Below are 13964 nucleotides of genomic sequence, written 5' to 3' on the forward strand. Positions count from 1 at the left end.
GGCCGCTCCGCCTCGCCGGACCTGGAGAGGGCCTAAAACCCCCAGTTCCACCGCTAAAAGGGTACTCACCTTGCCTATCGTCGGCGGGGCAATTCAATACCCGGTCAAGATTCAGTAAAGGCCGCTGCGCCCGCGCGCCGGCAACCCCACGCACTACCTTGGTGCCTATGGACAGCGACCGGAGTGACTCCGCCTTCACCTGGCAGGGCCGGCGCGAACTGGTGGGCCAGATGCACGACCAGCTCGACGAGCTGGTGGCGGCGCGCGACCAGATGGAACAACTGGTGCAGGTCATCGTCGAACTGGGCTCCGATCTGGACCTGGACGTGACGCTGCACCGGGTCCTCAAAGCGGCGATGGAGCTGACCGGCGCCCGCTACGCCGCCCTGGGCATCCGCGCCCCCGACGGCAGCCTCGTGTCCTTCGTGCACGCGGGCATCGACGGCGACGCAGCGCGACGGCTCGGCGACCTCCCGGTCGGCGACGGGCTGCGCGTCGACGATCTGAGCGCCGATCCGCAGACCGCCGGGCTGCCCGCACAGGACCCACCGTTGCGGGCGTTTCTGGGAATCCCGATCACCGTGCGGGCGGCCAACTTCGGCAACCTCTACCTGGCCGACGACCGGCCCGGGCGCGTCTTCACCGACTCGCAAGAGGGTGCCGTACGAGCGATGGCCACGGCGGCCGCCGCCGCCATCGACAACGCACGACTTTTCGAGCGCGAGCGTGAAACGGCGAAATGGACGACGGCCAGTCGTGAGATCACGACCGCGCTGCTGTCCGGCGACCCGCAGACGGGGCCGCTGCAGCTCATCGTGAACCGGGCGCTGGAGTTGGCCGGCGCCGAGCAGGCGATCTTGCTGGTGCCCCGGGAGCCGGACTCGGTCGCCGACGAGGCCGACACGCTGGTGGTGGCCGCAACGGCGGGCCGCTATTCGTCGGAAGTGATCGGTCGGCAGGTCCCGATGGAGGGCTCGACCACGGGCGGTGTGGCGCGACGCGGTCTGCCGCTGATCACCGATTCCTTCCAATACCCGATCGAGGGCTTCACCGATGTCGGTGAACGCCCGGCGATAGTCATCCCGCTCATCGCGGACGGCGCGGTGCTCGGTGTCATCGCCGTCGCGCGCGACCCGCGCCAGCCCCCGTTCGGCAACGACTACCTCGACCTCGTCAGCGACTTCGCCCGGCACGCCGCGATCGCGTTGGCGCTGGCGGCGGGCCGCGAACACGCGCTCAATCAGGAACTGGCCCAAGCCGATACGGTCGAGGAAGCGGTCCACACCGCCGCCGAAGAGCTGCGCCGGCTGTGGCGGGCGCGCCGGGTCCTGGCCGTCACCTTTCCGGCGTACGGCTCGTCTACGGAGACGGCCTTCGGCGCGCCGCAGGTGGTGTCGGTGGGCGAGCCTGCGCAGTGGGCCGACCTGCCGTCCGACACCCAAGGGGCGCTCAGCTCGTTGCGGGACGGCGACTTACTCACCCCGACGACGACGCAGCCGGGGACGGCGGGCATCGCGCTGCAGCACCCCGAGGGCGTGCTCGTCGTCTGGATCGACCTGGCCGAGCAACGCCCGTTCACCCTGGAGGACCAGACCTTGCTCACCGTGCTGGCCGGCCGCCTCGGCCAGGGTCTGCAGCGGGTGCACCAAGTCGACCAGCAGCGCGAAACCGCTCTGGCCCTGCAGCACGCGATCCTCGGCCCGGCCGATCTGCCCAGCGGATTCGCGGTGCGCTATCAGGCCGCCACAAGGCCGTTGCAAGTGGGCGGCGATTGGTACGACATCGTCGACCTCGAGGACGGGCGCATCGCGTTGGTTGTCGGCGACTGCGTCGGCCATGGCCTCGCCGCTGCCGCGGTGATGGGTCAGGTGCGCAGCGCCTGTCGTGCGCTATTGTTCGAAAACCCAAGCCCCGCTGCAGCTCTCGCGGGGTTGGATCGCTTCGCCGCGCGGCTGCCCGGCGCGCAATGCACCACCGCGGTGTGCGCGGTCCTGACCCCCGACACCGGTGAACTGGTCTACTCCAGCGCCGGGCACCCGCCGCCCATCCTGGTGCACGGCGACGGCAGCACCCAATTGCTCGACGACGGCCACACCATTGCTTTGGGAATACGGGGGGACTGGTCGCGCCCGGAGGCCCGCGTGACCATACCGGCGCGCACGACCCTGCTGCTCTACACCGACGGGCTGGTCGAGCGTCGCCGCAGTCCACTGGATCGGGGCATATTTCGCGTCGCAGACGTCGCGCAGGACGCCCGAACGCTGGGACTGGAAGATCTGGCCAACCAGGTCATGACGCGCGTCGCGCCGCCGGGCGGGTACCAGGACGACGTCGTCCTGTTGCTCTACCGTCATCCGGCGCCGTTGGAGCTGAACTTCCCCGCCGATGTCAGCCAGCTCGCGCCCACCCGCAACGCCTTGCGTAAGTGGTTGGCCCGCGTCCGGGTGGGCCCCGAGGAGGCCTTGAACGTGCTGGTTGCCGCCGGGGAAGCGGTCGCCAACGCGATCGAGCACGGCCACCGGCACAGACCGGAGGGCCTCATTCGGCTCGGCGCGGTCGCGGTGGGCGATGAGGTGAAGTTGACGATCACGGACACCGGTTCGTGGAAGGCTCCGCAGCCGGCCTCCCATCATCGTCGCGGCCGGGGCATCCCGCTGATGCGAAGCCTGATGCACGACGTCGACATCCGACCGGCGCACGACGGAACCACCGTTCACCTATCGGCGCGGATCACCTGATGACCACGCCGCTCACGCTCGACACCGCGCGCGGGCGCGACGGGAAACTCGTGCTGGTCGCATCGGGGGAAATCGACCTGACCAATGTCGACGCCTTCACCCTGGCCCTGTCCACCGCCGCCACCGGCAGCGACGGGGCGGTGCTTGTCGATCTCAGCGCCGTGGAGTACCTCGACAGCGCCGCCATCAATGCCCTGGCCGCCCACGCCGACCGCATTGAGCTGGTTGCGCACCCGATCCTGATGCCCGTCCTTAAGGTCAGCGGCCTGACCGAGCTCACCGCCATCGTCCCCGCGCCGCCGACCGAGAAGCGCTAACACTTTCTCGGTGTTGAATATCCTTGCGGCGCAACATATAACCTGTTATGACTGGCCCATGTGCCTCCTGCGTGCCACGATGGCGCAATGGGTGAGGACGCGCTGAGCTCGGAACGGGACTTCAACGAGCACAACATCGAAGAGTTTCGCCGCAATGGTGGCAAGGTCGGCGGACAGTTCGAGGGCTTCCCGCTGTTGTTGCTGACGTCAGAGGGTGCGCGCAGCGGCGCCCAACGCGTCAACCCGGTCGCCTACTTCGACATCGACGGCAAAATCTATATCGTCGGCTCGGCGGCCGGCCGGGACAACCATCCCGCGTGGGTGCACAACATTCGCGCCGTCCCCGAATTGACCGTCGAGATCGGCTCCGACGCTCCCAAGTCGGTGACCGCGCGCGAATTGCCGCGCGAGGAAAGGGATTTGATCTATCCCGTGATCGTCGAGCGCGCTCCCGGCTTCGGCGAATACCAGCAACGCACCGATCGCGTCATCCCGGTCTTCGAATTGATGACCGACTGAAGGCGCGAGCCGCCAACAACATTCAGGTCCGCCGATTCGGCACGCTAACGCGTCGATTGCCGCACAATGATGTGCGCGGGTCCGGCCTGATGCGACGGCCAACGCCGCGCGCCCTGCCCCAAGGACAAAGTGAGGTCGGCGATGAGACGGTATCTGCGGCGCTCCCTGATCGGCGTGTTCGCCCTCGCGCTGGCGGGGTTGCCGGTGACGGTGCTCGGGACGTCCGCGATCGCCCGCGCCGACGGTGAATGCGCCCCGGGCTGGGGCTGGAGCGTCGAGCTGAATGAGTGCGTGTTCTTGCTTCCGGCCGCAAATGGCCCGGGAGGCCCCGGGGGGCCCGGTGGACCGGGCGGGCCCGGCGGTCCTGGTGGGCCCGGAGGCCCCGGTGGGCCCGGTGGACCGGGTGGGCCAGGTGGACCGGGTGGGCCCGGTGGACCCGGGGCGCCCGGCCACCCAGGAGCGCACTAAAAGGCCCGCTTAGCTGCGGCAACGCCCGCCTGGAATCGGCGACATCGCCGGATGGTCGGCGCGCGGGAACTCCACCCGCCCGCCGGTCGTTATACTGGCTAAGTAATCCGATTCCGAGGGGGACAACAGCCGCATGCCACGCACAGACAACGACACCTGGGACCTCGCGACCAGTGTGGGCGCGACCGCCACGATGGTGGCGGCCGCCCGGGCGATCGCGACCAACGCCGACAAGCCGCTGATCGAGGACCGATTCGCCGAGCCCCTGGTCCGTGCCGTCGGTGTGGACTTCTTCACGCGCTGGGTCTCCGGCGACCTGGTCGCCGCCGATGTCGACGACCACGAATCCGGCTGGAAGCTCGAACACATGCCCGCCGCGATGGCCGCCCGCACCCGCTTCTTCGACTCGTTCTTTCAGGCCGCGACGCAGGCCGGGATCCGGCAGGCGGTGATTTTGGCGTCCGGCCTGGACGCACGCGCCTACCGGTTGGCCTGGCCGGCCGACATGACGGTGTTCGAGATCGATCAGCCGCAGGTGATCGAATTCAAGGCCGCCACGCTGGCAGAGTTGGGCGCCGCCCCGCAGGCCGAGCTGCGCACGGTCCCCGTCGATCTGCGCAACGATTGGCCAAAAGCATTGGCGGACGCGGGCTTCGACAAGAGCCGGCCCACGGCATGGATCGCGGAAGGGCTCTTCGGTTATCTGCCGCCCGAGGCGCAGGACCGCCTCCTGGACAACATCACCGCACTCAGCGCCGACGGCAGCCGGCTGGCGTGCGAAGCTATTCCGGACATGTCCGAGGTAGACACCGAGAAAGCTCAGGAGATGATGCGCAGGGCCACCGCGAAATGGCGTGAGCACGGCTTCGACCTGGAATTCGGCGATCTCGGCTACCAGGGCGAGCGCAGCGACGTCGCCGCGTACCTCGACAACCTGGGCTGGCGCTCGGTCGGCGTCCAGATGAGTCAGCTGCTGGCGGACTTCGGCCTGGACTCGATCCCGCAGACCAACGACTCGGTCTCGGTGGCCGACACCGTCTACTTCAGCTCGGTGCTGGCCAAGTGACCGCACCGCAGCGTCGCGGGCTCAACGAAGCCGTCACCCGGATGTGGACCTTCCTCGCGCCGGCCTACGACCTGCCGTTCCTGCAACAGTGGGTATACCGGCCGCCGCACAACGAGGTGATCGCGCAGCTGCGCAACCACGGGGCGCGAAAGATCGCTGATATCGCCTGCGGCACAGGGATTCTCAGTGACCGGATCCAGCGTGAACTGAATCCCGACGAGATCTATGGCGTCGACATGTCCGACGGCATGCTCAACCAGGCCCGGGCCAAATCGGATCGGGTGCAGTGGTTGCGCGGCCCGGCCGAACAGCTTCCCTTCGACGACGGTGCGCTCGACGCGGTCGTGACGACCTCGGCGTTCCACTTCTTCGATCAGCCCGCGGCGCTGCGCGAATTCCATCGCGTGCTCGCGCCCGGCGGACTGGTGGCCGTGTCGGCCCTGAGCACGCGGCAACCGCGGCTGCAGTCTTCCGCGCAGAACCGGTGGAAGCCGCAACACAACACGTCGGCGCCCGAGATGCGGGCGCTGTTCGAAGACGCCGGGTTCGTGATCAGCGATCAGCACCGGATCCCGCGGCCGGTCTGGACCCGCCTCGTGTCCGACCTGTTGACCGTCGGCACCAAACGCTGAAACTCGCGTCGAACCGCGGAAAGCATTCGCCGCCAACGCATTAAACGACGATGCCCGCCTCGCCGATCGGCGAGGCGGGCATTGCGTTCAGCGATCTTTACAGCGGAATCCAGACCCCGAAGAAGTCGAATCCCCACTGGTTGAAACGAGGGTTCCAGTACGGCGTTTCCTGGTAGCCCCAGTAGTCGATCGGGCCGTAAACCCAGTGACCGCCGGGCGGGGGGAGCGGTCGGTCCCACGCCGGCCGCGGCGGCGCGCCCGCACCCCACGGACCGGGCCCGTCGCCCCACGGGGCGCCATGAAAGTAGCCGCGCTGGTCATCGCCGTGCCACGGGCCACCCGGGCCACCGGGTCCGCCCGGACCACCGGGTCCACCCGGGTGACCGGGACCGGGGCCGCCGGGACCACCCGGCCCACCAGGCCCGCCGGGGTGATCGGGACCGGGGCCACCGGGTCCACCCGGCCCGCCAGGCCCACCGGGATGACTGGGTCCACCCGGACCCCCGGGCGGACCACCAGGACCACCGGGACCGCCAGGACCGCCAGGACCACCGGGTCCGCCGGGATCATTGGGCCCGGTGGGGGCGTGGAAGCCCCCGGGCTGCGGTGCGCCATGACCACCGGGACCGGGCGGCGGACCGCCCGGCGCGGCGTTGGCAAACCCGGCGCCCATTCCCAGGGCCGCAGCGCTCAGCGCGCCGGCCACGGTCACCCCTCCGACAAGCTGCTTCAACTTCATGATGCTTCACCTATCCACTAGGGACTTCTTCAACTAGGGATGTGCTCGGAACCTCCCCCTGACACAACCCAGACGCTAGATAGCTTCCCTATGGACTAGCTGTGTCTGGCCCATGCAATGCTTGGGCGGGCCATCGAAACGCACCGGTTTGGCAAGGCTAGGTTGGCTAGTCGGCCAGGGTTTTCCTCTATATCGTTGCCGCCGTGTCGACTACGTCACATCCGGCCGAACCGCATGTCGGATCGGTGTCCTCGAAGCTGAATTGGCTGCGGGCGGGCGTGCTGGGCGCCAACGACGGGATCGTCTCCACCGCGGGCATCGTCGTCGGGGTTGCGGCGGCAACGACCCTGCGAGCGCCGATCTTGACCGCCGGAAGCGCCGCGCTGGTCGCCGGAGCGGTGTCGATGGCGCTCGGCGAATACGTATCCGTCAGCACCCAACGCGACACGGAAAGGGCGTTGCTGCGCCAGGAGCGTCGCGAATTGCGCGACGATCCGGCCGCCGAACTGGACGAGCTCGCCGAACTCTATGAAGCGAAAGGCCTGACGGCCGCCACTGCGCGCACCGTGGCAGAGGAACTCACCGATCAGAATCCGTTGCTGGCCCATGCCGAGGTCGAACTCGGCATCAATCCCGAGGAGCTGACGAATCCGTGGCAGGCGGCATCGTCGTCGGCCCTGTCCTTCGCGATCGGCGCCCTGCTGCCGTTGATCGCCATTCTGGCCCCGCCGACCACGTGGCGGATCCCCGTCACCATGGTGGCGGTGCTGATGGCGCTGGTGGTCACCGGAGCGGTCTCGGCCGGCCTGGGCGGGGCGCCGAAGCTTCGCGCGGTGCTGCGCAACGCCATCGGGGGCAGCCTCGCACTGACGGTCACCTACGTGATCGGTCACCTGGTGGGCGCCGCCATCGACTGACCGGCACGGTGCGCATCCAGCGACTGGAAGCGTAACTGTAACATTCACGGTTGCGGATCTCAGCAGGGTTCCGCGATCCCCTCACACGAAGGGTCATGCAGTGGCCGAGCCCAATTTCGTTCCGGATGAAGCCCAATGGGCGGAACCGGCGCCGTATTTCGTGCGCGACGAAAAGCATTTCGTACCAACACAAATCGCGCGCGGCGGCTGGGGCCCATCGCTCAGCGGCCACGTCGTCGGCGGACTCTTGGCGTGGGCGGTCGAGCGGGCCGCGCCGGACGCGCACCTGCAACCGGCCCGGCTCACCGTCGACCTGCCCCGGCCGACCGCGCTCAAACCGCTCGAGGTGCACACCGAGGTGCGCCAGGACCGGCGGCGTTTGCGGCTGGTCGAGGCCGTCATCATCCAGGACGGCGCCCCCGTGGCACAGGCCAGCGCGCTGTTCGTGCGGCGCGGTCCCCAGCCCGACGGACACATCTGGTCACCGCCGGTACAGATGCCGCCGATGCCGCTGGGTGAGACTTCCCCGACGCTTTTCATGCGCACCTACGGCTGGGGCTCGGAGGTGCAGAACCCCGAGCCGGATTGGCCCCAGACCGACGGCCCGAAATACACCTGGTTGCACGAGAACCGCCCGTTGATCGACGACGAACCGCTGTCCGCCTTCACCCGCGCCGCGATGGCGGGCGACATCACGGCCTCGATCGCCAACTGGGGCACCAACTCCCTGGAATTCATCAACGTCGACTACACGCTGACGCTGACCCGGCTGCCCGAGGGACCGCAGATCGGGCTGGCCTCCCTCACGCACCACAGCCACGACGGGGTGGCCAGCGGCTCCGCGGTACTCGTCGACGAGAAGGGCCCGATCGGCACCGGTGTGTCGGTCGCCGTCGCGCACTCGGGATTTCGCCCGCCCCCCACCGACCCGACGGTGCGCTGACGTTGGCTGGCGCCGGCACGTTCTGGGCGTTGATTGCCGATGCGGCGCAACGTGGATCGGACCGGCCGCTCCTCGCCGACGAGCACGGTCGCAGCCTGACCGCACGCCAGCTCCGCGACGCCGCGTGCGCCACCGCCGCCGCCTTCGCCGAACGGGGTGTCCGCGCGGGAACCGTGGTGTCCTGGCAGCTGCCCACCACGCTGGAAACCCTGGTGGTGATGTCCGCGCTGGCCCGGCTCGGTGCGGTGCAAAACCCGATCATCCCGTTGCTGCGCGAGAGCGAAGTCGGCTTCATCACCGGCCAGTTGAACACCGAATTCCTTGTGGCACCGGACGTTTGGCGTGGCTTCGACCATGGCGGCCTGGCCCGCGAGTTGGCGCGGGACAAGGGTTTTGAGGTCATCACCCTCGACCTGGAAACGCCTCCGTCCGGCGAGCTGCGGCTGCCCGGCGCCCACCACGGCTCCCTGCCCGCGCCCCCACGATCGGCCGACGACGCCCGCTGGGTCTACTACTCCTCCGGGACCACCGCGGACCCCAAAGGGATCCGCCACACCGATACCTCGGTCATCGCCGGCTCGGCGGGGGTGGTGGGCATGGTCGGGGCCACGAGCAGCGACGTGGACCCCATCGCCTTCCCGATCGCTCACATCGGCGGGGCGGCGATGCTGGCGACGGCCCTGCTGACCGGCATGCGGCTGGCGCTGTTCGCGTCGTTCGACCCCGCGACGACGCCGCTGGCCATCGCCGCCCACAACCCGACGTTCCTGGGCACCGCCACCCCGTTCTTCGTGGCGTTCCTGGAAGCCCAACGCGCCCACGGTGATCGGCCGTTGTTTCCGTCCGTGCGGGGTGGCCTGGCGGGAGGCGCGCCCATCACCGCCGAACTCGGACGGCAGGTCCGGGAGACCTTCGGCATCGCCGGGATCGCCAACGCGTGGGGGATGACCGAGTTTCCGTGTGCGACTTCGCCGCCCCTGACCGCCCCGCCGGAGGTGCTCGACCACACCGTCGGCCCGCCGGTGCCCGGGGTCAAGGTTCGCGTGGTCGACAACTACGAGGTCGAACTGGGCGCCGGCCAGGAGGGGGAGCTGCGACTCAAGGGCCCCCAATGTTTCCTCGGTTACGCCGATCCTTCGCTGGACGCCGAGGCTTTCGACAACGACGGGTGGCTGCGCACAGGCGATCTCGGCCTGATCGATGCGAACGGCAACGTCCGCGTCACCGGTCGCACCAAAGACGCGATCATCCGCAACGCGGAGAACATCTCCGCCCTCGAGATCGAGAATGCGCTCGCGACCCATCCCGCCGTCGCCGACGTCGCCGTCATCGGGATCCCCGACCCGCGCACCGGCGAACGCGTCTGCGCCGTCGTGGTGCCCGCCACCGCCGACGGTGTGACGCTGGAATCTCTTGTGCAACACTGCCAATCGCGGGGGCTGAGCCGTTACAAGCACCCCGAACATCTCGTGGTCGTCGACGCGCTCCCGCGCAATCAATTCGGCAAGGTGATCAAAAAGGACCTGCGCGCGGCGTTTGGCTGACCTTCCCTATTCGCGCACGTGTAACGCCACGGCGAGATTCCGCTGGGCAGATTCATACGGTCAATGCAATTTCCACGTTTGAGGAGGTTGCAGGTGTCAGTTGCTTATCCGCGTTCGATGCGGCGAGAGTTCTTTGATCGGGTGTGTGCAGGGGAATCATTGCGTGAAGCCGGCCGTCAGGTCGGTGTGTCGATCCAGACCGGATGGAGCTGGTGGCATGACGCTGGATCAATGCAATTACGAAGTGGTACGGGCTCTGATACCGGCCTTGCCGAACCAGGTGATCTGACCCGGCCGGGCGCGCGGGGACACCGGCTCAGTTTCGATGAACGCCTGGTGATTATGCGGGGTCTGGACAAGGGCCTCACCCAGGTCGAGATCGCCGACGAGCTCGACCGCGACGCCAGCGTCATCTCCCGTGAGCTCAAACGCAATCGCAATCCCGACGGGGATTACCACGCTGGTCTTGCCCATGCCCGCGCCGCCAAGAAAGCCAAGCGTCCCAAAGCATTCAAACTCCAAGACCGCGCGCTATGCGAGGCCATAGAGGACTGGATGGATCAGGGATGGAGTCCCAAACTGATCGCCGATGTCTTGGCGCGCGATCACCCCGATGACAGGCTGGCACGGGTGAGCCACGAAACCATCTACCAGTGCCTCTACGTCCAAACTCGTGGTCAACTGCGCGCCGACCTGAGTAAGCGTTTGTCGACGAAACGCGCGGCCCGCAAATCCCGGGACCACACCGAACGGCGGGGGAAATTCCACGATGTGTTCACCATCAGCGACCGGCCCGCCGAGGCCGCCGACCGCGCGGTGCCCGGCCACTGGGAAGGTGATCTGATCGTCGGCCCCAACAGCGCCATCGGCACCCTGGTCGAGCGGTCCACCCGCTTTACGATGCTGCTGCATTTGCCCGGCGATCACACCGCCGAGACGGTGGCCGGCGCGATGATCGAAGCGATGCGCCAGTTACCCGAACACCTTCGTCGATCAATCACCTGGGACCGTGGCAGCGAAATGGCCCGCTGGCGCGACATTCACCTGCAACTCAACACCCCGGTCTATTTCTGCAATCCGCACTCGCCCTGGCAACGCGGCACCAACGAAAACACCAACCGCCTCCTGCGCTTCTGGTTCGAAAAGGGCAGCGACCTCAGCGGTTACACCCCAGCAGACCTCAAACGCATCCAAGACACCCTCAACCGACGACCGCGCCCAACCCTTGACCTCGACACCCCCGCCCAACGCCTGGCCGCCCTCCTCGACCAAGCCGCCTAACAAAAATGCATTAGCCACTTGACTTTGAGGCTGAATTTTTCGCCGTGGCGTTACGCCCGCGGCGCGATGCTATAACCCCTTGGGCGCGTCGCGAACCGCCTGCACGGCCGCGGCGTCGCCGTCGAACTCGACCTGCGCCGCGCGCCCGACGGAGAACAGCAACAGCTCGGCGGGCGCGCCGGTCACCGTGACCGCCGGACCCTGACCGGCGGTGAGCAACGTCTTGCCCTCCGGGGTGCGCAGCGCCACCCGGGCGGGCACCTTGGCGAGCGTCATCCGGGCCATCAGCGGCAGGGTGCGGCGCAGCATCGTGCTCAGCGCGGGCTCCAGCGCGCGCGGCTGCCAGCCCGGCTGCGCGCGGCGCACGTCCTCGTGATGGATGAACATCTCGGCGACGTTGGCGACCGGGTCGAGCAGCTTGAGCGGGGAGTAGACCGGCGGGCCGGCGGCGACCTTGCCGACCAGCTCGTCCCACTCGTTTCGCTCGCTCACCTGGTTTTGCACCTTGGCGGTGTGGGAGGCGAAGAACGGGATCAGGATGCCCGGGGCGGCGTCGGGCCGATACTCCCGGATCACCAGGTGGGCGGCCAGGTCCCGCGTCGTCCAGCCCTCGCACAGGGTGGGAGCGTCCGGACCGACCTCGCGCATGGTGTCCACCAGGGCGGCGCGTTCGCGTTGAGCAACAGACATGGGTTCAGCGTAGAGCCGGTCACCCCCGAAGAGGACGGGTCCACCACACACCGACGGCCGGCGGCTCGGTAAATTTGAGACCGTCCGGCCCTGGAAAGGAGATATAGGAGAAGTCATGAACGCGCGCGTCGAGCAGTTGGAGTTTCAGGCAGAGGCTCGGCAACTGCTGGATCTGATGGTCCACTCCGTCTACTCCAACAAGGACTCGTTCCTGCGGGAGCTGATCTCCAACGCCTCCGACGCGTTGGACAAGCTGCGGCTCGAAGCGTTCCGCAACAAGGACCTCGACGTCGACACCTCCGACCTGCACATCGAGATCGACGTCGACCACCAGGCGCGCACCCTGACCATCCGCGACAACGGCATCGGCATGACCCGCGCCGAAGTGGTCGACCTGATCGGGACGCTGGCCAAGTCGGGCACCGCCGAGCTGCGCCAGCAACTCCGCGAGGCCAAGAACGCCAAGAACGAGGCCGCGTCGGAGGAACTCATCGGCCAGTTCGGCATCGGCTTCTATTCGAGCTTCATGGTGGCCGACAAGGTCGAACTGCTGACCCGTAAGGCCGGCGAGAGCGACGCCACTAAATGGGAATCGAGCGGCGAGGGCACGTACACGATCGAATCGATCGACGATGCGCCGCAGGGGACGTCGGTCATCCTGCACCTCAAGCCCGAAGACGCCGAGGACGAGCTGCACGACTACACCTCGGAGTTCAAGCTCCGGGGTCTGGTCAAGAAGTACTCCGACTTCATCGCCTGGCCCATCCGCATGCAGGTCGAGCGCCGGGAACCGGCCAGCGAGGAGGGCGGCGAGGAGACCGTCACCATCGAGACCGAGACCCTCAACTCGATGAAGGCCCTGTGGGCCAGGCCCAAAGACGAGGTCTCCGAGGAGGAATACAAGGAGTTCTACAAGCACATCGCGCACGCCTGGGACGACCCGCTCGAGGTCATCGCGATGAAGGCCGAAGGCACCTTCGAATACCAGGCGCTGCTGTTCATTCCGTCGCACGCGCCGTTCGATCTGTTCAACCGCGACGCCCAGACCGGCATCCAGCTCTACGTCAAGCGCGTGTTCATCATGGGCGACTGCGATCAGCTCATGCCCGAATACCTGCGCTTCGTCAAGGGTGTGGTCGACGCGCAGGACATGTCGCTCAACGTTTCTCGCGAGATCCTGCAACAGGATCGGCAGATCAAAGCCATCCGGCGACGGTTGACGAAGAAGGTCCTGTCCACCATCAAGGATCTGCAGTCCGAGCGCCCCGACGACTATCGGACCTTCTGGACCCAATTCGGCCGCGTCGTCAAGGAAGGTCTGCTGTCGGACTTCGACAACCAGGAGACGCTGCTGCAGATCTCCTCGTTCGCCTCGACGCACAGCGAGGAGGAAGCCACCACGCTCGCCCAGTACGTGGAGCGCATGAAGGACGGCCAGACGCAGATCTTCTACGCCACGGGGGAGACGCGTCAGCAGATCCTGAAGTCGCCGCACCTCGAGGCGTTCAAAGCCAAGGGCTACGAGGTGCTGCTGCTCACCGACCCGGTCGACGAGGTCTGGGTGGGAACGGTGACCGAATTCGACGGCAAGCCGCTGCAGTCGATCGCCAAGGGCGAGGTGGACCTGAGCGCCGAGGGCGACGAGAGCGAGGCCGAGCGCGAAGAGCAGCAGAAGGAATTCGCCGATTTGCTCGCCTGGATGAAGGACACCCTCGCCGATCACGTCAAGGAGGTTCGGCTCTCCACTCGGCTCACCGACTCGCCCGCCTGCCTGATCACCGACGCGTTCGGGATCACGCCCGCGCTCGCGCGCCTCTACCGCGCCTCGGGGCAGGACATCCCGGTGGGCAAGCGGATCCTCGAGCTCAATCCGAACCACCCGCTGGTCACGGGCCTTCGCCAGGCACACCAGGACCGCAGCGACGACCCGTCCATCGCTGAGACCGCCGAATTGCTCTACGGCACAGCGCTTCTCGCCGAGGGCGGCGCGCTCGACGATCCGGCGCGGTTTGCCGAGATGCTGGCCGATCGGTTGGCCCGCACGGTGTAGGCCGGGCTTGGGCGCCGGATGCCGAAGTTTTTCGGATTGAAACGCCGCGGGTGGGGATAA

At 67.6% G+C, this 13964-nt stretch carries 13 protein-coding genes; 11 read left to right on the plus strand and 2 right to left on the minus strand.

What is annotated here, in order from left to right:
- Positions 1-167 precede the first annotated feature (167 nt).
- The 6 genes from W7U_RS05460 to W7U_RS05480 all read left to right on the plus strand — a co-directional run bounded on the left by W7U_RS05460 (position 168) and on the right by W7U_RS05480 (position 5740).
- Positions 168-2738, plus strand: a complete 2571-nt coding sequence (locus W7U_RS05460) for a SpoIIE family protein phosphatase (protein WP_008255701.1) — start codon at positions 168-170, stop codon at positions 2736-2738.
- The gene (locus tag W7U_RS05465) at positions 2738-3055 is read left to right on the plus strand and encodes an STAS domain-containing protein (protein WP_008255707.1); all 318 of its coding nucleotides are present in this window, start codon (positions 2738-2740) and stop codon (positions 3053-3055) included. The genes W7U_RS05460 and W7U_RS05465 overlap by 1 nt, the downstream gene beginning before the upstream one ends.
- A gap of 87 nt (positions 3056-3142) precedes the next feature.
- Entirely contained in the window at positions 3143-3574 is a 432-nt protein-coding gene (locus W7U_RS05470) for a nitroreductase/quinone reductase family protein (protein ID WP_008255709.1), read from the plus strand.
- A 283-nt stretch (positions 3575-3857) separates the two neighbouring features.
- On the plus strand, positions 3858-4055 hold the full coding sequence (locus tag W7U_RS26675) for a hypothetical protein (protein WP_232518761.1): 198 nt from the start codon (positions 3858-3860) through the stop codon (positions 4053-4055).
- A gap of 120 nt (positions 4056-4175) precedes the next feature.
- Complete coding sequence (locus W7U_RS05475) at positions 4176-5108, plus strand: class I SAM-dependent methyltransferase (protein WP_008255710.1); 933 nt, start codon at positions 4176-4178, stop codon at positions 5106-5108.
- Positions 5105-5740, plus strand: a complete 636-nt coding sequence (locus tag W7U_RS05480) for a class I SAM-dependent methyltransferase (protein WP_014711393.1) — start codon at positions 5105-5107, stop codon at positions 5738-5740. The genes W7U_RS05475 and W7U_RS05480 overlap by 4 nt, the downstream gene beginning before the upstream one ends.
- Positions 5741-5837: 97 nt before the next feature.
- On the opposite strand, the gene W7U_RS26680 is transcribed toward W7U_RS05480, so the two are convergent.
- Positions 5838-6479, minus strand: a complete 642-nt coding sequence (locus W7U_RS26680; protein ID WP_081490085.1) for a chitin-binding protein — start codon at positions 6477-6479, stop codon at positions 5838-5840.
- Positions 6480-6682: 203 nt separating this feature from the next.
- On the opposite strand from W7U_RS26680, the gene W7U_RS05490 reads away from it, so the two are divergent.
- The 4 genes from W7U_RS05490 (at position 6683) to W7U_RS05505 (ending at position 11164) form a co-directional block, all read left to right on the plus strand.
- Positions 6683-7396 (plus strand): VIT family protein, encoded by a 714-nt coding sequence (locus tag W7U_RS05490; protein ID WP_008255713.1) that lies wholly within the window; start codon positions 6683-6685, stop codon positions 7394-7396.
- Positions 7397-7496: 100 nt separating this feature from the next.
- On the plus strand, positions 7497-8339 hold the full coding sequence (locus W7U_RS05495; protein WP_008255716.1) for a thioesterase family protein: 843 nt from the start codon (positions 7497-7499) through the stop codon (positions 8337-8339).
- 2 nt (positions 8340-8341) lie between these two features.
- Positions 8342-9883, plus strand: a complete 1542-nt coding sequence (locus W7U_RS05500; RefSeq protein ID WP_008255718.1) for an AMP-binding protein — start codon at positions 8342-8344, stop codon at positions 9881-9883.
- A 63-nt stretch (positions 9884-9946) separates the two neighbouring features.
- Complete coding sequence (locus W7U_RS05505) at positions 9947-11164, plus strand: IS30 family transposase (protein ID WP_020821705.1); 1218 nt, start codon at positions 9947-9949, stop codon at positions 11162-11164.
- Positions 11165-11233: 69 nt separating this feature from the next.
- Here W7U_RS05505 and W7U_RS05510 read toward each other — a convergent pair whose 3' ends face one another.
- Positions 11234-11854 carry a TIGR03085 family metal-binding protein gene (locus tag W7U_RS05510; RefSeq protein WP_008255721.1) on the minus strand — a complete coding sequence of 207 codons (621 nt, stop codon included), beginning with the start codon at positions 11852-11854 and terminating at the stop codon, positions 11234-11236.
- 115 nt (positions 11855-11969) lie between these two features.
- Between W7U_RS05510 and htpG the strand changes: the two genes are divergently transcribed.
- On the plus strand, positions 11970-13904 hold the full coding sequence (gene htpG / locus W7U_RS05515) for a molecular chaperone HtpG (protein WP_008255722.1): 1935 nt from the start codon (positions 11970-11972) through the stop codon (positions 13902-13904).
- Positions 13905-13964: the final 60 nt, after the last annotated feature.

The sequence above is a fragment of the Mycobacterium sp. H4Y genome (assembly GCF_000364405.1).
GTDB classification, from domain to species: Bacteria; Actinomycetota; Actinomycetes; order Mycobacteriales; family Mycobacteriaceae; genus Mycobacterium; species Mycobacterium intracellulare.